We start from the raw sequence: 19694 nt of genomic DNA on the forward strand, positions 1-19694 counted from the left end.
AACGCCCATGACCCTCGCCGCTCCAGCCCACAAGCGCATTCTGCTGAAGTTGTCTGGAGAGGCCCTCATGGGTGACGACGCGTTCGGCATCAACCGCGCGACGATCGTGCGCATGGTGGAAGAGATCGCCGAGGTTACGCGCATGGGCGTGCAGGTGGCGGTGGTGATCGGGGGCGGGAACATCTTCCGCGGCGTGGCCGGCGGCTCCGTCGGCATGGACCGCGCCACGGCCGACTACATGGGCATGCTGGCCACCGTGATGAACGCGCTGGCCCTGGCCGACGCCATGGACAAGCAGGGCCTCATCGCCCGCGTCATGTCCGCCATCGGCATCGAGCAGGTGGTGGAGCCGTACGTGCGGCCCAAGGCGCTGCAGTACCTGGAGGAGGGCAAGGTGGTGGTGTTCGCCGCCGGCACCGGCAACCCCTTCTTCACGACGGATACCGCCGCGGCGCTGCGCGGCGCCGAGATCGGCGCCGAGGTGGTGCTCAAGGCGACCAAGGTGGACGGCGTGTACACCGCCGATCCCAAGAAGGACCCGACGGCGACGCGCTACACCAAGCTCACCTTCGACGAAGCCATGTCCCGCAACCTGGGCATCCTGGACGCCACGGCGTTCGCGCTCTGCCGCGACCAGAAGCTGCCCATCCGCGTCTTCTCGATCGTGAAGCACGGCGCCCTGAAGCGCGTGGTCATGGGCGAGGACGAAGGTACGCTGGTGTACGCTTGACGCCCGCTGGCACAGGAGAACACATGACGATTGCCGACATCAAGAAAAACGCCGAATCCAAGATGGACCAGTCCATCGTGGCGTTCAAGAACAACCTCTCCAAGATCCGTACCGGCCGCGCCAACCCCGCGCTGCTCGATTCCGTGCAGGTCGAGTACTACGGCTCGATGGTGCCGCTCTCGCAGGTCGCCAACGTGTCGCTGATCGACGCGCGCACCATCAGCGTGCAGCCCTGGGAAAAGGGCATGGGCGCCAAGATCGAGAAGGCCATCCGCGAAAGCGACCTGGGCCTGAACCCCGCCTCCATGGGCGACCTCATCCGCGTGCCGATGCCGCCGATGAGCGAAGAGCGCCGCAAGGAGATGACCAAGCTCGCGCGCAACGAAGGCGAGAGCGCGAAGGTGGCCGTGCGCAACCTGCGCCGCGACGCCAACGAATCGGTCAAGAAGCTCGTGAAGGACAAGGCCGCCTCCGAGGACGACCAGAAGCGCGCCGAAGCCGACATCCAGAAGGTGACCGACAAGCACATCGCCGAAGTCGATGCGCTCGTGGCCGCCAAGGAACAGGAGATCATGGCGGTCTGATCGCGCCCCGTCGCGCACGGGTCCCGATCGATCCCTTCCATGTCTTCCGGTTCATCTTCCATTCCCCACCACATCGCCATCGTCATGGATGGCAATGGCCGGTGGGCCACGCGCCGCTTCCTGCCGCGGCTGGCCGGGCACAAGCAGGGCGTGGAGGCGCTCAAGCGCTGTGCCCGCGACTGCGTGCAGCGCGGCGTCTCCGTGCTGACGGTGTTCGCCTTCTCCTCCGAGAACTGGAACCGCCCCGCCGAGGAAGTCTCCGGCCTGATGGACCTGCTGGCCCGCGCGCTCTCGCGCGAGGTGCCGCAGCTGCAGAAGGACGGCGTGCGCCTGCACTTCGTGGGCGAGAAAACCTCGCTCTCGGAGAAGGTGCGCGCGGGCCTCGCGCAGGCCGAGGCCGTCACCGCGCACAACACGCGGCTGGTGCTCAACGTCTGCTTCAACTACGGCGGCCGCTGGGACATCGCGCAGGCGGCCTCCGCGCTCGCCGCGCGCGGCGAGCCCATCACCGAGGCCAGCCTGCACACCGCCATGGGCCTGGCCCACGTGCCCGACCCGGACCTCGTGATCCGCACCGGCGGAGAGATGCGCATCAGCAACTTCCTGCTGTGGCAGTGCGCGTATTCCGAGCTGTACTTCAGCGACCGCCTCTGGCCCGACTTCGACGGCGGAGCGCTCGACCAGGCCATCGCCGCCTACGGGGCGCGCGAGCGCCGCTTCGGCAAGACCTCCGAACAGTTGCTGGCAACCCCGACCACGTCGGCGTGCGCCTGAAGGATTTCCCATGCTGAAGACGCGCATCCTCACGGCCATCGTGCTCCTGGCCATCCTGCTGCCGGCGCTCTTCGCCTCCTCGGTCGTGCCCTTCGCCGCCGTAGTGCTGGTACTGATGGCCGCGGCGGGCTGGGAGTGGGGCCGCCTGCAGGGCTGCGGCCAGGCGGCGTCCGTGGGCGTGGGCGCGGCCTGCGTGGCGCTCTGCGCCGCCAGCTGGGCCGGCGGCTGGACGCAGCGCCCGCTGCCGTGGCTCTGGGCCGTCGCCGGCGCCGCCTGGGTGCTCTGCGGCGCCGGGCTGCTGCGCCAGGGCGTGCAGGGCTGGCCGCACATCCCCCGGGCCGTGCGCCTCGTGGGCGGCGTGCTGGCGCTGTGGCTGGCCTGGCTGGCCGCCGTGCAGGCGCGCACCATCGGCATCAACTTCCTGCTGTCCGTCCTGGTCCTGGTCTGGGTCGCGGACGTATTCGCCTATTTCGCCGGCCGGGCCTTCGGCCTGCGGTTCACGCGCTCCAAGCTCGCGCCCTCCATCAGTCCCGGCAAGAGCTGGGAAGGCGTGTGGGGCGGCATGGCCGGGGTCGTCGTGCTGGCCGTCGCCTGGACGATGGCGGACGCCGCCTGGCAGGCGGCGGTCCCCAGCTTCTACACCCGTCTGGCCGCCCAGGGCTGGTGGCTGCTGGCCATCGGCGCGGTGTTCATGGCGGCCATGAGCGTCGTCGGCGACCTCGCCGAATCCCTCGTCAAGCGCAGCGCCGGCGCCAAGGACAGCAGCCGGCTGCTGCCCGGCCACGGCGGCGTGCTCGACCGCGTGGACGCGCTCCTGCCCACGCTGCCGCTGGCCATGATGCTCACCCATTTCGCCGCGCCCTGAGCACGGCACTCCCGCCCGCTCGCTGCCCCGTGACCGCATCCCCCATGAAACAACGCCTGACCGTCCTGGGTTCCACCGGCTCCATCGGAACCAGCACCCTGGACGTGGTCGCCCGGCATCCGGACCGCTACGAGATCTTCGCCCTGAGCGCCGCCACGCAGGTGGACGCGATCGCGGCGCAGTGCGCGCGCTTCCGCCCCCGGTTCGCCACCATGGCCAGTCCCGCCCATGCGCGCGCGCTGCGCGATGCGCTGGCCGCGCAAGGCTCGGCCACCGAAGTGCTGGACACGCCGGATGCGCTGGAGGCGATCGCCTCGCACCCCGACGTGGACGCGGTGATGGCCGCCATCGTCGGCGCCGCCGGCCTTGCCCCGTGCCTGGCCGCCGCGCGCGCGGGCAAGCGCCTGCTGCTGGCCAACAAGGAAGCGCTCGTGGTGGGCGGCGAGGTGTTCATGTCCGCGGTGCGCGACGGCGGTGCCACGCTGCTGCCGATCGACAGCGAGCATTCCGCCATCTTCCAGTGCCTGCCGGAAGACGCCGCCTCCTGGCCGCGGCGCGTGGACCACATCCTGCTCACCGCGTCCGGCGGACCGTTCCGCACGCGCGAGCCCGCCTCGCTGCGCGAAGTCACGCCCGAGCAGGCCTGCGCCCACCCCAACTTCTCGATGGGCCGCAAGATTTCTGTCGATTCCGCGACCATGATGAACAAGGCGCTGGAGGTCATCGAGGCCCGCTGGCTGTTCAACCTGTCGCCCGAGCAGATCCGCGTGGTGATCCATCCGCAGCAGATCATCCACTCGATGGTGCAGTTCAAGGATGCGTCGGTGCTCGCGCAATTGGGCACGCCCGACATGCGCGTGCCGATCGCCTGCGGCCTCGCCTGGCCCGAGCGCATCGAGAGCGGCACGCCCGCGCTCGATTTCAGCCGGCTGGCCGCGCTCACCTTCGAGGAGGCCGACGCCGTGCGCTTTCCGGGCCTGCACCTGTCGTGGCACGCGCTGCGCGCCGCGCCCGGCACCACGGCGGTGCTCAACGCCGCCAACGAGGTCGCCGTGGCTTCGTTCCTGGAGCGCCGCATCCGTTTCGATCAGATTCATCGTCTGAATCTTGAAACTCTGGAGGCGGTATCGCCCTCCAACCCGGATTCGCTGGGCGCCCTGCTGGAGCTGGACGCCCGCGCGCGCTCGGCCGCGCGGCACGGGGCAGAGCGCCTCGCGGCCTGACCGCCGGGCCCCTCCTTCATCGCACGGGAGTGCACCATGCTTCTCACCATCGCCGCTTTCGTCGTCGCCCTGGGCCTGCTCATCGCGGTCCATGAATACGGGCACTACCGCGTCGCCGTGGCGTGCGGCGTCAAGGTCCTGCGCTTTTCCGTGGGCTTCGGCAAGCCGCTGCTGCGCTGGCAGCCGCGTGGCTCGTCCACCGAATTCGTGATCGGCGCGTTCCCGCTCGGGGGCTACGTGCGCATGCTCGACGAGCGCGAGGCGCCGGTGGACGCGGCGGAACGCCACCTCGCCTTCAACAACAAGCCCCTGCGCGCGCGTGCGGCCATCGTCGCCGCCGGCCCGATCGCCAACCTGCTGCTCGCCGTGGTGCTCTACGCGGCCGTGAACTGGATCGGCGTGCAGGAGCCGCGCGCGGTCCTCGCGAGCCCCGCCGCCGGCTCCGCGGCCTACGACGCCGGGCTGCGCGGCGGCGAACTCGTGGTGGGTGCCGCCATCGGCGGCGAGGAATCCGAGCCGGTGCGCTCCTTCGAGGATCTGCGCTGGGCGCTCACGCGCGGCGCCCTCGACGGACAGGACGTGCGCCTGCAGGTCGAGAGCGGGCCGGGCGCCCCGCGCCGCGAGCTGGTGGTGGAACTGCACGATTTCGATGCGCGCGAGGCCGATGCGCAGATGTTCCGCAAGATCGGCGTGCTCGGCCCCTGGACCCGCCCGGTGATCGGCGAGGTGGTGGCCGGCGGCGCGGCGCAGCGCTCGGGCCTGCGCGAAGGCGACACGGTGCTCCAGGTGGGCGCCACGCCGGTGGTGGATGGCCAGCAGCTGCGCGAACTGATCCGCGGCTCGGTGCAGGATGGCAAGGCCGCCACGCAGGCCTGGCGCATCGACCGGGCAGGGCGCGCGGTGGACCTGCAGGTGACGCCCGACGTGGTGCGCCAGGACGGCGCGCCGCCCGCGGGCCGCATCGGCGCCTACGTGGGCGCGCAGCCCGAGATGGTCACCGTGCGCCACGGCCCGCTGGAGGGCCTCTGGAACGGCGTGACCCGCACCTGGGAGGTCTCGGCGCTCACGCTGCGCATGATGGGCCGCATGGTGGTGGGCGAAGCCTCGCTCAAGAACCTGAGCGGTCCGCTCACCATCGCGGACTACGCCGGCCGTTCGGCGAGCCTCGGATTCACCCAGTACCTCGTGTTCCTGGCCCTCATCAGCGTGAGCCTGGGGGTGCTGAATCTGCTGCCTCTGCCGGTCCTCGATGGAGGGCACCTGATGTATTATCTTTGGGAAGGCGTGACCGGCAGGGGCGTGTCCGACGCCTGGATGGAGCGTTTGCAGCGGGGCGGCGTGGCACTGCTCCTCGTGATGATGTCCATCGCCCTCTTCAACGACGTCACCCGGCTCTTTGGCTAAACCTTTCGCCGCATGAATCCCGCCATGTCGGCACCAGTTCACTCATGAAAAAACACATCAATCGCCTGGGCGTGCGCACGGCATGCGCCGTTGCCGCCATGGTCTTCGTCGCGCAGGCGGCATGGGCCCTCGAGCCCTTCAGGGTCCAGGACATCCGGGTGGAAGGCCTGCAGCGCGTGGAGCCGGGCACGATCTTCGCATCGATGCCGCTGCGCGTGGGCGACGAGTACAACGACGAGAAGGGCGCGGCCGCCATCCGCTCGCTGTTCGCGCTGGGTCTGTTCAAGGACGTGCGCCTGGAGGCCAGTGGCAACGTGCTGGTGGTGGTGGTCGAGGAGCGCCCCACGATCGCCGACGTCGATTTCGCCGGCGCCAAGGAGTTCGACAAGGACGCCCTCAAGAAGGCCATGCGGGACGTGGGCCTCACCGAAGGCCGCCCCTACGACAAGGCCCTGACGGACCGCGCCGAGCAGGAGCTCAAGCGCCAGTACATCAACAAGAGCCTGTACGGCGCCGAGGTCGTGACCACGGTCACGCCGATCGAGCGCAACCGCGTAAACCTGACCTTCACGGTGACCGAGGGCGAGCCCGCCAAGATCAAGGAAATCCACATCAACGGCGCGCAGGCCTTCAGCGAATCCACGCTCAAGGGCCTGTTCGACCAGGACACCGGCGGCTGGCTCAGCTGGTACACCAAGTCCGACCGCTATTCGCGCACCAAGCTGAACGCCGACCTGGAGACGCTGCGCTCCTACTACCTCGCGCGCGGCTACCTCGAGTTCCGCATCGACTCCACGCAGGTCGCGATCTCGCCGGACAAGCAGGACATCACCATCACGGTGAACGTCACGGAAGGCCAGCGCTACGTGGTCTCCGGCGTGAAGCTCGAAGGCAACTACCTGGAGCGCGACAACGAGTTCAAGTCGCTCATCACGATCCAGCCCGGTGAGCCCTACAACGCCGACAAGGTCACGGAGACGACGAAGGCCTTCACCGACCACTTCGGCAACTTCGGCTATGCCTTCGCCCGCGTCGAGGCCGTGCCCGAGATCGACCGCGAGAACAACCGCGTGGCGATCGTGCTGCGCGCCGAGCCCTCGCGCCGCGCCTACGTGCGCCGCATCGCCGTGAGCGGCAACAACCGCACGCGCGACGAGGTGGTCCGCCGCGAATTCCGCCAGTACGAGGCCTCCTGGTACGACGGCGACAAGATCAAGCTGTCGCGCGACCGCGTGGACCGCCTGGGCTACTTCACCGAAGTGAACGTCGAGACCCAGGAGGTGCCGGGCTCGCCCGACCAGGTCGACCTCGTGGTGAACGTGGCCGAGAAGCCCACCGGCTCGCTGCAGCTGGGCGCGGGCTTCTCCAGCGCCGAGAAGGTGTCGCTCTCGTTCAGCATCAAGCAGGAGAACGTCTTCGGCTCGGGCAACTACCTGGGCGTGGACGTGAACACCAGCAAGTACCGCCGCACCCTGGTGGTGAGCACCACGGACCCGTACTTCACGCAGGACGGCATCTCCCGCACGCTGGACTTCTACTACCGCACCGACAAGCCCTACGAGGAGCAGGGCGGCAACTACCAGCTGATCACCGCGGGCACGAGCGTGCGCTTCGGCATCCCGTTCAGCGAGACCGACACCGTGTTCTTCGGCGGCGGCATCGAGAACACCCGCATCAAGCTGGGCACGAACATCCCCGCGGCCTACCTGTCGTACGCCAACACCTACGGCAGCAGCAGCATGGCGCTCCCGCTCACGCTGGGCTGGTCGCGCGACGACCGCGACAGCGCCCTGGCGCCGAACTCGGGCCGCTACCAGCGCCTGAATTCCGACTGGTCGGTGGCGGGCGATGCGCGCTACGTGCGTGCCAACTACCAGTTCCAGCAGTACGTGCCGCTGAACAAGAAGTTCACCGTGGCCTTCAACTCGGAACTCGGCTGGGGCAAGGGCCTGAACGGCCGCCCGTTCCCGGTGTTCAAGAATTTCTACTCCGGTGGCCTGGGCTCGGTGCGCGGCTTCGACCAGGGCACCCTGGGCCCGCGCGACGTCACGGGCGCATCGCTGGGCGGCCCGAAGAAGGTCACGCTCAACGCGGAGCTGATCGCGCCGTTCCCAGGCGCGGGCAACGACCGCACGCTGCGGATATTCACGTTCGTGGATGCCGGCAACGTGTTCGGCGAAGACGAGAAGGTCTCCTTCAGCGACATGCGTGTCTCTGCGGGCCTGGGCCTGAGCTGGATCTCTCCGCTCGGTCCGCTTCGCCTCGCTTTCGCGCAACCGGTGCGCAAGTTCGCCGGCGATAGAATCCAGAAACTGCAATTCCAGATCGGAACGTCCTTCTAATGAAATCCCTTTCCCGCCATATTCCCCTGGTCCTTCTGCTCGGCACGCTCGGCGCCGCCGTGCCTGCGCAGGCACAGGAGTTCAAGGCCGGCTTCGTCAACACCGACCGCATCTTCCGCGAAGCCAGCACGGCCAAGGCCGCGCAGGCCAAGCTGGAGCAGGAGTTCTCCAAGCGCGAGAAGGATCTTGTCGACCAGGGCAACGCACTGAAGGCTGCCAGCGACAAGTTCGAGCGCGAGGCCCCCACCATGGCTGAAAGCCAGCGTACCGCCCGCCAGCGCCAGCTGGCGGACCAGGACCGCGACTTCCAGCGCAAGCGCCGCGAATTCCAGGACGACCTGGCCGCGCGCAAGAACGAGGAACTGGGCCAGGTGCTCGAACGTGCCAACAAGGCCGTCAAGCAGGTGGCCGAGGCCGAGAAGTACGACGTCGTCCTGCAGGAAGCCGTCTACATCAACCCGAAGCACGACATCACCGACAAGGTGATCAAGGCGCTGAACGCGGGCGCGGGCGGCGGTGCGAAGTGATCGCAGCCGCTGCCGGGCCGCACGTGCGGGGCACCCCGCGTGAGCGTGCGACTCAGGCAGATTGTTGAGGCGCTGGGCGGAACGATCGAAGGAGGCGACGGCGACGTCGAGATCCTTCGCATCGCGCCGCTCGACTCAGCGGAACCGGGCGACCTGGCTTTCCTGAGCAATCCGCGCTACCGCCAACAACTGGCCGCCTCCCGGGCGGCCTGTGTCATTGTGGCGCCCGCGATGCGCGAGGAAGCTCTGGCGCGCGGTGCGTGCATCGTGGCGGAGGATCCCTACGCCTATTTCGCGCGCGCGACGCAGCTCTGGAAGCGCCTGCACGGCCGCGCGCCGGCGGCGGGCATCCATCCGTCCGCGGTGGTCGATCCGGAGGCCGTCGTCGATCCCTCGGCGCGCATCGGCCCGCTCTGCGTGGTCGAGCGCGGCGCGCACATCGGCGCCGGCACGGTGCTGACCTCGCGCATCACGGTGGGCGAGGACTGCCGCATCGGCGAGCGCTGCCTGCTGCACCCCGGCGTGGTGATCGGCGCGGACGGCTTCGGCTTCGCGCCCGACGGCGGCGCCTGGACCAAGATCGAACAGCTCGGCGCGGTGCGCATCGGCGACGACGTGGAGATCGGTGCCAACACCTGCATCGACCGTGGCGCGCTGGACGACACCGTCATCGAGGACGGCGTGAAGCTCGACAACCTCGTGCAGATCGGCCACAACGTCCGCATCGGCCGGCACACGGCGGTGGCCGGATGCACGGGCGTGTCCGGCAGCACGCGCATCGGCGCGCACTGCATGATCGGCGGCGCGGCGATGATCCTGGGGCATCTGGAGATCGCCGACGGCGTGCAGGTGTCGCCCGGCACGGCCATCACGCGCTCGGTCCTGCGGCCCGGCCTCTACTCCGGCATGTTCCCCTTCGACGAGAATGCGAAGTGGGAAAAGAACGCGGCCACGCTCCGGCAGCTCCATGCACTGCGCACGCGCATCATGGCCCTCGAAGAACAGATACGAAAAAACGGTCCGACCGCTCACATCCAATGATGGACATCCACCAAATCCTCAAGCTCCTGCCGCACCGCTATCCCTTCCTGCTGGTGGACCGGGTCGTCGAACTCGAACGGGGGCAGCGCATCCGGGCGATCAAGAACGTCACGATCAACGAGCCGTTCTTCACGGGCCACTTCCCGAGCCGCCCGGTGATGCCCGGCGTGCTGATCCTCGAAGCGCTGGCCCAGGCCGCCGGCCTGCTGTCCTTCGACATGATGGGCGAGGCGCCCGGCGACGACAAGGTGTTCTATTTCGTCGGCATCGACGGCGCGCGCTTCAAGCGCCCCGTGGAGCCGGGCGACCAGCTGATCCTCGACGTGAAGCTCGACCGCATCAAGGGCGGCATCTACAAGTTCGGCGGCGTGGCCCGCGTGGGCGACAGCATCGCCTGCGAGGCCGAGATCATGTGCACCATGCGCACGGTGGCCTGAGGGCCGCCCGGCGTGCAGCAGCAGAACCCAACCAGGCGGGACGGCAGGCGATGACGGCGAGCATCCAGACGGCGGAGCAGGGCGCGGGGCCGGGGGGCATCCATCCCACGGCCATCGTGTCGCCCGGGGCGCAGATCGACGCATCGGTGTCGGTCGGCCCGTACGCGGTCATCGGGCCGGGCGTGCGCATCGGCGCGGGCACCACCGTGGGCGCGCACTGCGTGATCGAGGGCCTCACCACCATCGGCCGCGACAACCGCATCTTCCAGTTCGCCTCGCTGGGCGCCGCCCCGCAGGACAAGAAGTACGCGGGCGAGCCGACGCGGCTGGAGATCGGCGACCGCAACACCATCCGCGAGTTCTGCACGTTCAACACCGGCACGGTGCAGGACCGCGGCGTGACCACCGTCGGCGACGACAACTGGATCATGGCCTATGTGCACATCGCGCACGACTGCGTGGTGGGAAACCAGACGATCCTCGCCAACAATGCCACGCTGGCCGGCCACGTGCGCGTGGGCGACCAGGCGATCATCGGCGGCCTGACGGGCATCCACCAGTTCACCCAGGTCGGCGCCCACGCGATGGCGGGCTTCGCGAGCCACATCTCGCAGGACGTGCCGCCCTTCATGATGGTGGACGGCAACCCGCTGGCCGTGCGCGGGCTCAACCTCGAAGGCCTGCGCCGCCGCGGATTCTCCGCGGACCGGCTGGCCGCGCTGAAGCAGGCGCACCGCCTGCTGTACCGGCAGGGCCTCACGCTCGAGGCCGCGCGCGCCGCGATCGCCGAGCTGCCCGCCGCGCACCCGGAAGCGGTGGCCGACGTCGCGCTGCTGCTCGACTTCATCGCCTCGTCCACGCGCGGGCTGGCCCGCTGATCCTGCGATGGTTCGTTCCCTGCAATCCGGCCACGCAGCCGGCATGCCCGGCATGCCGCAGCCGCCCGTGCCCGTGCCGCAGCCCGCGCAGTCGCCCCGCATCGCCATGGTGGCCGGCGAGACCTCCGGCGACCTGCTGGCGGGTTTGCTGCTGGACGGACTGCAGGAGCGCTGGCCGGGCGTGCAGAGCCTGGGCATCGGCGGCGCGCAGATGCAGCGCCGCGGCTTCGATGCCTGGTGGCCCAGCGAGCGGCTGGCCGTACACGGCTACAGCCTGGAGCTGGTGCGCAAGCTGCTGGGCATCGTGCGCATCCGCCGGCAACTGCGCGAGCGGCTGCTGCAGGACCGCCCCGACGTCTTCGTCGGCGTGGACGCCCCCGACTTCAACCTGGGCCTGGAGGCCGACCTGCGCGCCGCGGGCATTCCCACGGTGCATTTCGTGTGCCCGTCGATCTGGGCCTGGCGCGCCGACCGCGTCGAGAAGATCCGCCGCAGCGCGGGCCACGTGCTGTGCATCTTCCCGTTCGAGCCGGCGCTGCTGGCCCGCCATGGCATAGCCGCCACCTACGTCGGCCATCCGCTCGCCAACGTGATTCCGCTGGTGCCCGACCGGCAGGCCGCGCGCGCGCAGCTGGGCCTGGGGGCGGATGACGAGGTGCTGGCCATCCTGCCGGGCAGCCGCTCGGCCGAGGTCGCCTACATCGCCCGGCCGTTCTTCCAGGCCGCTGCGCTGATCCGCAAGGCGCATCCCCATATCCGCATGGTCGTGCCGGCCGTGCCGGCGCTGCATGCACGCATCGAAGCGGCGGTGCGCGAGGCCGGCCTGCAGGACGCCGTGACGGTGGTGGCCGGACAGTCCCACGCGGTGCTGGCGGCCTGCGACTGCACGCTCATCGCGAGCGGTACCGCGACGCTGGAAGCCGCGCTCTTCAAGCGGCCGATGGTGATCGCCTACCATATGCATTCGATCAGCTGGCGGCTCATGCGCCGCAAGCAGCTGCAGCCCTGGGTGGGGCTGCCGAACATCCTCAGCGGCGAATTCGTCGTGCCCGAGCTGCTCCAGGACGCCGCCACGCCCGAGGCGCTGGCCGCCGCCGTGCTGCGGTGGCTGGAGGCCCCGGCCGCCGAGCGGGAGGCGCTGGAGCGGCGCTTCACCGCGCTCCACGAAGAACTGCGCCGCGACACTCCGCGATTGGCCGCCGATGCGATCCAGAAAATCCTTGCCGCAGGCTGACCAGGCCCAACTTCCTTGGCACCCGCCCGGACTCGTCGCGGGCGTGGACGAGGCCGGCCGCGGGCCGCTGGCCGGGCCCGTGGTGGCCGCGGCCGTGATCCTCGACGACCTGCAGCCGATCGCCGGCCTGGCCGATTCCAAGGCGCTGACGGCCGCCCGCCGCGAAGCGCTGTTCGACGAGATCCGCGCGAAGGCCCTGTGCTGCAGCGTGGCCGAGGCCACGGTGGAAGAGATCGACACGCTGAACATCCTGCAGGCCACGATGCTGGCGATGCGCCGCGCCGTGGCCGGCCTGCGGCTCAAGCCCGTGCGCGTGCTGGTGGACGGCAACCGCCTGCCGCCGCTCGACGTGCCGGCCGATGCCATCGTGAAGGGCGACGCGCTGGTGCAGTCGATCTCCGCGGCCTCCATCCTCGCGAAGGTGACGCGCGACCGCTGGTGCGCGCGCCTGCACGAGGCCTACCCCCATTACGGCTTCGCCGGCCACAAGGGCTACGGCACGGCGGAACACATGGCCGCGCTGCAGGCCCACGGCGCCTGCCCCGAACACCGCCGCTCCTTCGCGCCCGTGGCGGCAGCGGTGCAGCGCTCTGCGATGCTGCGCGGCGCGGCGGCCCCGTCCATCACCACGATCACCACGACGGCGTTGACCGTGGGCCCGGCGGTCCTCGCGGGCTCCGCGACGTTCCAGGGCATGCGCGCATGACCGGGCCCCGCCATCTTGCCGGGACCGGCGCCGGTGCCGATACCACCGGCTCACCGGCTGCCTCGGCGACGTTCATCCAGTCGCGCGACAACGCGTTCGTGAAGGACCTGCGCCGCCTCGCGCAGGACAGCGGCGCCTACCGGCGCCAGGGCCGCGTCTGGCTCGAAGGCGACCACCTGTGCCGCGCCGCGCTGGAACGCGGCGTACGCCCGGCGATCGGGGTGTATGCCGAGTCTGCCTGGCCCGCGTGGGAGCACGCCTGGGGCGGCCACGCGGCGCGCAACGTGGTGCTCGCCGATGCGCTCTGGGCCGACGTGAGCGGCCTCGAATCGCCGGCGCGCATGGGCTTCGTGGTGACGGCGCCCGAGGCGCCCGCACTGCGGGCCGGCCTGCCGACGGTGGTGCTGGACCGGCTGCAGGACGCCGGCAACGTCGGCTCGATCCTGCGCAGCGCCTCGGCTTTCGGTTTCCGCCAGATCGCGGCGCTGAAGGGCACGGCGGGCCTCTGGAGCCCCAAGGTGCTGCGGGCCGGCATGGGCGCGCATTTCGCGCTGCACCTCGTCGAAGGGCTCGCCGCCGAGGACATCGACGCGCTCGCGGTGCCGCTGCTGGCCACCAGTTCGCACGGCGGCGATCTGCTGCACCGCGCGCAGCTGCCCTGGCCCTGCGGCTGGATCCTCGGCCACGAAGGGCAGGGCGTGTCCGACGCGCTGCAGCAGCGCGCCACGCACCTGATCCGCATCGCGCAGCCGGGCGGCGAAGAGTCGCTCAACGTGGGCGCGGCGGCAGCCATCTGCCTGCACGCGAGCGCGGCGCATGCGGACGCTGCAGGGCCCGGCTGATCGGCTGCCAGCCTGCCAGGTGCGTTCTCAGGCTTCGGGAGGCAGGAACGTCGCTCCGGCCGTGAGCGGCGGATGCCGGTAGGTCGCCGGCGTGCGGCCCAGCACCACCGGGCTTCCCAGGCCGCGGTAGCCCGATTCCATCTCCACCACCATCTTCCGGTGCACGGTGTGCGGATGCTCCAGCGCCGCGTCCACGTCGAGCACGGGCGCCGCCGGTACACCGGCAGCCATCAGCCGTTCGACCAGCGTGGCCGCCTGCAGGGTCTGCGTGGCGCCCTCCAGCAGCGGTTTCAGTGCCGCACGGTGGCGTGAACGCTCCCCTGCGCGCGCGAAGCGCGGATCGTCGGCCAGCTCGGGCAGGCCGATGCAGCGGCAGAAGGCCGCGAACTGCCGGTCGTTGCCCACCGTGACGAAGACCGGCTCGCTGGCGGTGCGCAGCGTGTCGTACGGATAGATGTTGGGATGGGCGTTGCCGGTACGGCCCGGCACCCGTCCGTCCATGAACCAGTTCGCCGCATGCGGATGCAGCAGCGAGAGGCCGCTGTCGTAGAGCGCCGCCTCCACCAGCTGGCCCCGGCCGCTGCGCTGGCGCTCCTGCAGGGCGAGCAGCACGCCGATGACGGCATGCAGACCGGTCACCATGTCCACCACCGGCAGCCCGACGCGCAGCGCGCCGCCGCCCGATTCGCCATTGACGCTCATGATGCCGGCCATTGCCTGCACCGCCGCGTCGTAGCCCGGCAGGCCGCCCAGCGGGCCGTCGCTGCCGAAGCCGCTCACGCGGCACCAGACCAGCCGCGGAAAGCGCTGCGACAGCGCTTCGTAGCCGATGCCCCAGCGCTCCATGGTGCCGGACTTGAAGTTCTCCACCAGCACGTCGGCCTGGGCCACCAGCTCCAGCAGGCGGGCCCGGCCTTCCTCGCCGGACAGGTCGAGGTGCTGCACCCGCTTGTTGCGGTTCAGCCCCATGTAGTAGGAAGCCACGCCACCCTGGAACGGCGGGCCCCAGGTGCGCGTGTCGTCGCCCTCGGGCGGCTCCACCTTGAGCACGTCCGCGCCGTGGTCGCCCAGGATCTGGCCGCAGTACGGCCCGCCGAGGATGCGCGAGAGATCGAGCACGCGGATGCCGGCCAGTGCGCCGGTGGCGGCGCGGTCAGTCAAGGCTCACTCCCGATTGTTTGACCACCTGTCCCCACTTGGCCGTCTCGTCGGCGATGAAGCGCCCCAGCGCCTGCGGGCGGGTATCGGTAGCGGCTTCCAGCCCCTGCGAGGCGAACAGCGTCTTGACCTTGGCGGTCGATAGCGCTTCCGTGAATGCCTTGTTGAGAAGGGCGATGCGGTCGGCCGGCGTGCCCGCGGGCGCCACGACGCCGAAGAACACGCTGACGTCGTAGCCCGGGTATCCCTGTTCGGCCACCGTGGGCACGTCGGGCAGGGCCTGCGAGCGCTTCGCGGTCGTCACCCCCAGCGCGCGCAGCCTGCCGGCCTTGACGTAGGGCTGGGCGGTCAGCACGTCGGTGAAGCTCATGGCGACCTGGCCCCCCAGCAGATCGTTGAGCGCAGGGCCGGTGCCCTTGTAGGGGATGTGCAGGAAGTCGGTTCCCGCCACGGAGTTGAACAGCACGCCCGCGAGGTGCGACGACGCGCCGCTGCCCGAGGAGGCATAGGCCAGCTTGCCCGGATGGGCCCGGCCGTACGCGACGAGTTCCTTCACGGTCTGCGCCGGCACGCTGGGATGCACCACCAGCACGTTGGGCAGGTAGCCCACGCGGATCACCGGCGCATAGCTCTTGACCGGGTCGTAGCCGATCTTGGCGTAGAGGCTCGCGTTGATGGCCAGGGGCCCCGAGGTGCCGAACATCAGCGTGTAGCCGTCGGGCTCCGCCCGGGCGACGTATTCGGCGCCGATGTTGCCGTTGGCCCCCGCGCGGTTCTCCACGATCATCGGCTGGCCGATCCGGTCCTTGATCTCGGCGGCCAGGGTGCGCGCCATGGCATCGGTCGGCCCGCCGGGCGGGTAGGGGATCACCAGGGTGATGGGCTTCGCCGGGAAGGCGTCCGCAGCGCCCGCGGGTGCCAGGAGCGTGGCCGCCAGCAGGGCGCAGGCGGCGGACATCAGGGTGCGTTTCTTCATCGTTCTTTGTCTCCGTTGTAGTGGGGGGCCTGGACGGGTCAGGCCGTGGCGGTGGCCGCCGAGGGCACGCTCGGGAGGGCTTGCCACTGCGCAGGCGGCACGTCGGGCCGCAGCGGATCGCGCGGCAGCACGCGGTGCCACAGCACCATGCGGGCCCAGTGCATGCGCTCGGCGGAGCCGGTCCTGCCCGCCTCCCAGGCCATGGCGATGGCGCTGGTGCAGTGGTAGAGCGCGGATGCGGCCTGGCGGGCCAGCACCTCGCCGCCGCCCTCCTGCAGCGCGGTTTCGGCCAGCGCGCAGGCACGCCCGAAACTGTGCGCGAGGGCGGCGGCGAAGGCCGGCGGCAGGGCCGCGTCTTCGAGCAGCGCGGTGTTGTGGGCGGCCAGCACCGGCAGCGAGCCTTCGCGGCGGATCGCGCGCAGCACGTCCAGGGCGACGATGTTGCTCGTGCCTTCCCAGATCGAGCCCAGGTGGGCGTCGCGCACGAGGCGGGCATCGCTGAACTCCTCGATGTAGCCGCAGCCGCCGCGCACCTCCATCGCATCGCCGGTCACCTTGCGGGCGTCGCGGCAGGCGCGGAACTTGATGAGCGGCGTGAGGATGCGCAGCAGGGCGTAGGCATCCTTCTCGCCGGCGTCCGAGCGCGCGAGCGCGCGAGCGGTCTGGAACACCATGGTCCGGGCCTGCTCGGCCGGCACGCGCAGCTTGTCGAGCTGGCGGCGCATGAGCGGCATGTCCTGCAGCGCACGGCCGAAGGCCCGGCGCTCGGCGGCGACGAATTCCGCCTCGGACACCGCCCGCCGCATCAGCCCGGCGGCGCGCACGCCGTTCGACAGCCGCGAGTTGTTTACCATGTCGGCCATCTGCACGAAGCCGCGGCCTTCCTCGCCCACGAGATAGGCCACCGCGCCCATGAGCTGGATCTCGCCGCTGGCCATGGAGCGCGTGCCCAGCTTGTCCTTCAGGCGGACGATGCGGTAGTGGTTGAGGCTGCCGTCTTCCAGGCGGCGCGGCAGCAGGAAGAGCGAGACGCCCTTCAGGCCCTCCGGTGCGCCGTCGATGCGGGCCAGCACCATCGCGAACCCCGCGTCGGGATTCGAGCAGAACCACTTGTCGCCGGTCAGGCGCCAGCTGCCGTCGCCGGCAGGCAGTGCCCGCGTGGCGGTGGCGGCGATGTCGGAGCCGGCACCCTGTTCGGTCATGAACATCGCGCCTTGCGACAGCTCGTCGAAATCGAGCGACGTGAGCGTGGGCAGATAGCGGGCCAGCAGCTCCGGGCTGCCGAACTTGCGCAGCGTGCGCGTCAGCGAATCGGTCATGGATACCGGGCAGCACAGGCCGAACTCGGCCTGCACGAAGAGATAGGTCAGCGCGTACTTGACGAGTGCCGGCATGGGGCCGCGCCAGCCCAGCGTTTCCTCGCGGTGGGACATGGCCCCCAGGCCGAACTCGCTGAGCGCCAGCCGTTCCATCGCGACGTACGCCGGATGCTTGACGATGCGCTGCATGTCCAGGCCGGTGCGCGTGCGGTGTTCGAGCGTCGGGGGATTCCGGTCGGCGGTTCCGGCCAGGTCGTCCAGCAGGCCGCCCGCGAGGCCGCCCAGGCGCACGAAATGCGGCCGCATGTGCGTGTGGAGGTCGTCCGGCAGATAGAGCGCCAGCAGCGATTGCAGTTCGGCGTCGGTCTCGAACAGGTTGCGGCCGTGGCCGTCCGGAACCGGATGGTTCCCGGGCGCATGCGAGGGCGGGGTCGTCATGGTGTCTCCTTGTGTGCTCCCCATTCTTCGGTCGTTCGCCATTCGTGTCTAATATCGAATCGGTCTTGCGCCATTCGAATCACCTATCGCCACGCTGCCATGGAATTGAGGCACCTGCGCTACTTCGCGGTACTCGCGGACGAGCTGCATTTCGGGCGCGCCGCGGCCCGGTTGAACATGTCGCAGCCGCCGCTCTCCGTGGCCATCCGGCAACTGGAGGAGCGCGTCGGGGCGCAGCTCTTCGAGCGCACCCCCAAGGAGGTGCGCCTGACCCCCGCCGGGCGGGCGCTCCGGGCCTCGGCGCGGCGTCTGCTGGCCCAGGCGGAGGAGGCGGTGTCCGAGGCACGCGACGTGGCGGCCGGGATCGCGGGCCGGCTGCGCATCGGCTTCGTGGGCGCCATGCTGTATCGCGGGCTGCCGCAGGCGCTGGGCGTGTTCCAGCAGCGCCATCCGGGAGTGCGCGTTTCGCTGCAGGAATTGAACTCCGGCGAGCAGCTCGGCGAGCTGCTGCACGACCGGCTGGACCTGGGCTTCGTCCACACGAGCCGCATCCCGGCGACGCTGCGGCAGCGTCTGCTGGTGGCGGAGCCCTTCCTGTGCTGCCTGCCCACGGGGCACCGCCTGGCGCGCAGGACAACGATCGGTCTGCGCGATCTCGCGGGCGAACCGTTCGTGCTGTTCGCGCGGGCGGTCTCGCCCGATTACCACGCGCGCATCCTGTCGATCTGCGCGAGCGCCGGCTTCCAGCCGGAGATCGTGCATGAGGTGCGGCACTGGCTGGCGGTGGTTTCGCTGGTCTCGCAGGGCCTGGGCGTGGCCCTGGTGCCTCAGGCCATGGCGCATTCGCGCCTGCCGGGTGCGGTGTTCCGTCCGGTGGGCGCCGCAGTGGCGCAATCCGAGGCCTATGCCGTGTGGCCGGCGGCGCCGGAGAATCCGCTGGTGGGCGATCTGATGGCGATCCTGGTGGCCGGCGTGCCGGCAGGCGCCCCGGGCCTCACCGGGCGCCGGTAGCGCGGCGCGGCGGCGCCCATGAAAAAAGCCCCTGACTCTTGCGAATCAGGGGCTTTCTTGTTTGGTGCCGGAGAGATGAATCGAACACCCGACCTTCTCATTACGAATGAGCTGCTCTACCGACTGAGCTACACCGGCGAAGAATTGAATTATATACCGGAATGGTAGCGTGTCACGCGTTCCACTTCATTTTTCGATCCGAGGATCACGCTGACGCGTTCGTGCAACTGTTTCGGGGGGATGTCGAGGATGCGTTCCCGGCCGTTGGTCGCGGCGCCGCCGGCCTGTTCGACCAGCCAGGCCATGGGGTTGGCCTCGTACATCAGGCGCAGTTTGCCGGGCTTGTTCGGCTCGCGCTTGTCCCAGGGGTAGAGGAAGATGCCGCCGCGCGTGAGGATGCGGTGCACGTCCGCCACCATGCTGGCGATCCAGCGCATGTTGAAGTCCTTCTCGCGCGGGCCTTCGACGCCGGCGAGGCACTCGTCGACGTAGCGCTTCACCGGGGTGTCCCAGTGGCGCATGTTGCTCATGTTGATCGCGAATTCCTTGGTGTCGGCGGGAATGCGCACGTTCTCCTGCACGAGCACGAAGGAGCCCTGTTCGCGGTCGAGCGTGAACATCGCCACGCCGTCGCCCACGGTGAGCACCAGCGTGGTCTGCGGGCCGTAGATGCAGTAGCCCGCGGCGACCTGCCTGCTGCCGGCCTGCAGGAAGTCCTCGGTGGTCACGCCCGGGTGGCCTTCCGGCTTCTTCAGCACGCTGAAGATGGTGCCGATGCTCACGTTCACGTCGATGTTGGACGAGCCGTCCAGGGGATCGAACAGCAGCAGGTATTCGCCCTGCGGGTAACGGTTGGGCACCACGTAGATGCTGTCCATCTCCTCGGACGCCATCGCCGCGAGGTGGCCGCCCCATTCGTTCGCCTCGATCAGCACCTCGTTGGCGATGATGTCGAGCTTCTTCTGCACTTCGCCCTGCACGTTCTCGCTGTCGGCCGAACCGAGCACGCCGCCGAGCGCACCCTTGTTCACGGCCTGGCTGATGCCCTTGCAGGCGCGCGCGACGATTTCGAGCAGCAGCCGCAGCTGCGAGGGGATGAGTCCGTCGACGCGTTGCTGCTCGACGAGGTAGCGGGTCAGGCTGATGCGTTGTGCCATGGGTGGGGTCTCTCGGTCTTTCTTTCGATGCGGTGCGGTGCGGTGCTG

The 19694-nt window shown here is 69.9% G+C and carries 19 protein-coding genes and 1 tRNA gene; 15 read left to right on the forward strand and 5 right to left on the reverse strand.

Annotated features, from left to right (window positions below; translation table 11 throughout):
• Window positions 1-7: 7 nt before the first annotated feature.
• Genes pyrH through Q9R47_RS10665 form a run of 14 tightly spaced genes read left to right on the forward strand, consistent with a single transcriptional unit; the run spans window position 8 to window position 13587 of the window.
• Entirely contained in the window at window positions 8-730 is a 723-nt protein-coding gene (gene pyrH, locus Q9R47_RS10600) for a UMP kinase (protein WP_311233173.1), read from the forward strand.
• Window positions 731-753: 23 nt separating this feature from the next.
• Window positions 754-1314, forward strand: a complete 561-nt coding sequence (frr, locus tag Q9R47_RS10605) for a ribosome recycling factor (protein ID WP_311233174.1) — start codon at window positions 754-756, stop codon at window positions 1312-1314.
• Between the two features lie 39 nt (window positions 1315-1353).
• Window positions 1354-2088, forward strand: coding sequence for a polyprenyl diphosphate synthase (uppS, locus tag Q9R47_RS10610; RefSeq protein WP_311233175.1), 735 nt, complete (start codon window positions 1354-1356; stop codon window positions 2086-2088).
• A gap of 10 nt (window positions 2089-2098) precedes the next feature.
• Window positions 2099-2953 carry a phosphatidate cytidylyltransferase gene (locus Q9R47_RS10615; RefSeq protein WP_311233176.1) on the forward strand — a complete coding sequence of 285 codons (855 nt, stop codon included), beginning with the start codon at window positions 2099-2101 and terminating at the stop codon, window positions 2951-2953.
• Window positions 2954-2997: 44 nt separating this feature from the next.
• Entirely contained in the window at window positions 2998-4176 is a 1179-nt protein-coding gene (gene ispC, locus Q9R47_RS10620) for a 1-deoxy-D-xylulose-5-phosphate reductoisomerase (RefSeq protein WP_311233177.1), read from the forward strand.
• A gap of 36 nt (window positions 4177-4212) precedes the next feature.
• Window positions 4213-5580: an RIP metalloprotease RseP gene (gene rseP, locus Q9R47_RS10625; RefSeq protein WP_311233178.1), complete on the forward strand. Its 1368-nt coding sequence runs from the start codon at window positions 4213-4215 to the stop codon at window positions 5578-5580.
• A gap of 44 nt (window positions 5581-5624) precedes the next feature.
• Window positions 5625-7922, forward strand: a complete 2298-nt coding sequence (gene bamA / locus Q9R47_RS10630) for an outer membrane protein assembly factor BamA (RefSeq protein WP_311233179.1) — start codon at window positions 5625-5627, stop codon at window positions 7920-7922.
• Window positions 7922-8449, forward strand: coding sequence for an OmpH family outer membrane protein (locus Q9R47_RS10635; protein WP_311233180.1), 528 nt, complete (start codon window positions 7922-7924; stop codon window positions 8447-8449). Before bamA ends, Q9R47_RS10635 begins: the two co-directional genes overlap by 1 nt.
• A gap of 39 nt (window positions 8450-8488) precedes the next feature.
• Window positions 8489-9490 carry a UDP-3-O-(3-hydroxymyristoyl)glucosamine N-acyltransferase gene (gene lpxD / locus Q9R47_RS10640; RefSeq protein ID WP_311233181.1) on the forward strand — a complete coding sequence of 334 codons (1002 nt, stop codon included), beginning with the start codon at window positions 8489-8491 and terminating at the stop codon, window positions 9488-9490.
• On the forward strand, window positions 9487-9927 hold the full coding sequence (gene fabZ / locus Q9R47_RS10645; protein ID WP_311233182.1) for a 3-hydroxyacyl-ACP dehydratase FabZ: 441 nt from the start codon (window positions 9487-9489) through the stop codon (window positions 9925-9927). The genes lpxD and fabZ overlap by 4 nt, the downstream gene beginning before the upstream one ends.
• A gap of 50 nt (window positions 9928-9977) precedes the next feature.
• Window positions 9978-10805: an acyl-ACP--UDP-N-acetylglucosamine O-acyltransferase gene (gene lpxA, locus Q9R47_RS10650; RefSeq protein WP_311233183.1), complete on the forward strand. Its 828-nt coding sequence runs from the start codon at window positions 9978-9980 to the stop codon at window positions 10803-10805.
• Between the two features lie 52 nt (window positions 10806-10857).
• The gene (gene lpxB, locus Q9R47_RS10655; RefSeq protein ID WP_311233223.1) at window positions 10858-12039 is read left to right on the forward strand and encodes a lipid-A-disaccharide synthase; all 1182 of its coding nucleotides are present in this window, start codon (window positions 10858-10860) and stop codon (window positions 12037-12039) included.
• On the forward strand, window positions 12008-12745 hold the full coding sequence (gene rnhB, locus Q9R47_RS10660; protein WP_311233184.1) for a ribonuclease HII: 738 nt from the start codon (window positions 12008-12010) through the stop codon (window positions 12743-12745). The genes lpxB and rnhB overlap by 32 nt, the downstream gene beginning before the upstream one ends.
• Entirely contained in the window at window positions 12742-13587 is an 846-nt protein-coding gene (locus Q9R47_RS10665) for an RNA methyltransferase (protein WP_311233185.1), read from the forward strand. Before rnhB ends, Q9R47_RS10665 begins: the two co-directional genes overlap by 4 nt.
• A gap of 27 nt (window positions 13588-13614) precedes the next feature.
• Here Q9R47_RS10665 and Q9R47_RS10670 read toward each other — a convergent pair whose 3' ends face one another.
• Genes Q9R47_RS10670 through Q9R47_RS10680 form a run of 3 tightly spaced genes read right to left on the reverse strand, consistent with a single transcriptional unit; the run spans window position 13615 to window position 17478 of the window.
• On the reverse strand, window positions 13615-14748 hold the full coding sequence (locus Q9R47_RS10670) for a CoA transferase (RefSeq protein WP_311233186.1): 1134 nt from the start codon (window positions 14746-14748) through the stop codon (window positions 13615-13617).
• Window positions 14741-15721 (reverse strand): tripartite tricarboxylate transporter substrate binding protein, encoded by a 981-nt coding sequence (locus Q9R47_RS10675; RefSeq protein WP_311233187.1) that lies wholly within the window; start codon window positions 15719-15721, stop codon window positions 14741-14743. The genes Q9R47_RS10670 and Q9R47_RS10675 overlap by 8 nt, the downstream gene beginning before the upstream one ends.
• A 38-nt stretch (window positions 15722-15759) precedes the next feature.
• Entirely contained in the window at window positions 15760-17478 is a 1719-nt protein-coding gene (locus tag Q9R47_RS10680; protein WP_311233188.1) for an acyl-CoA dehydrogenase family protein, read from the reverse strand.
• 99 nt (window positions 17479-17577) lie between these two features.
• Here Q9R47_RS10680 and Q9R47_RS10685 point away from each other — a divergent pair, with 99 nt between their 5' ends.
• Window positions 17578-18489 carry a LysR family transcriptional regulator gene (locus tag Q9R47_RS10685; RefSeq protein ID WP_311233189.1) on the forward strand — a complete coding sequence of 304 codons (912 nt, stop codon included), beginning with the start codon at window positions 17578-17580 and terminating at the stop codon, window positions 18487-18489.
• A gap of 62 nt (window positions 18490-18551) precedes the next feature.
• On the opposite strand, the gene Q9R47_RS10690 is transcribed toward Q9R47_RS10685, so the two are convergent.
• Both Q9R47_RS10690 and Q9R47_RS10695 read right to left on the reverse strand, forming a co-directional pair.
• Window positions 18552-18627, reverse strand: a tRNA-Thr gene (locus tag Q9R47_RS10690).
• 11 nt (window positions 18628-18638) lie between these two features.
• On the reverse strand, window positions 18639-19646 hold the full coding sequence (locus Q9R47_RS10695; RefSeq protein WP_311233190.1) for a class 1 fructose-bisphosphatase: 1008 nt from the start codon (window positions 19644-19646) through the stop codon (window positions 18639-18641).
• Window positions 19647-19694: the final 48 nt, after the last annotated feature.

Source organism: Acidovorax sp. PRC11, assembly GCF_031844105.1.
In the GTDB taxonomy this organism is placed as follows: Bacteria; Pseudomonadota; Gammaproteobacteria; order Burkholderiales; family Burkholderiaceae_C; genus Paracidovorax.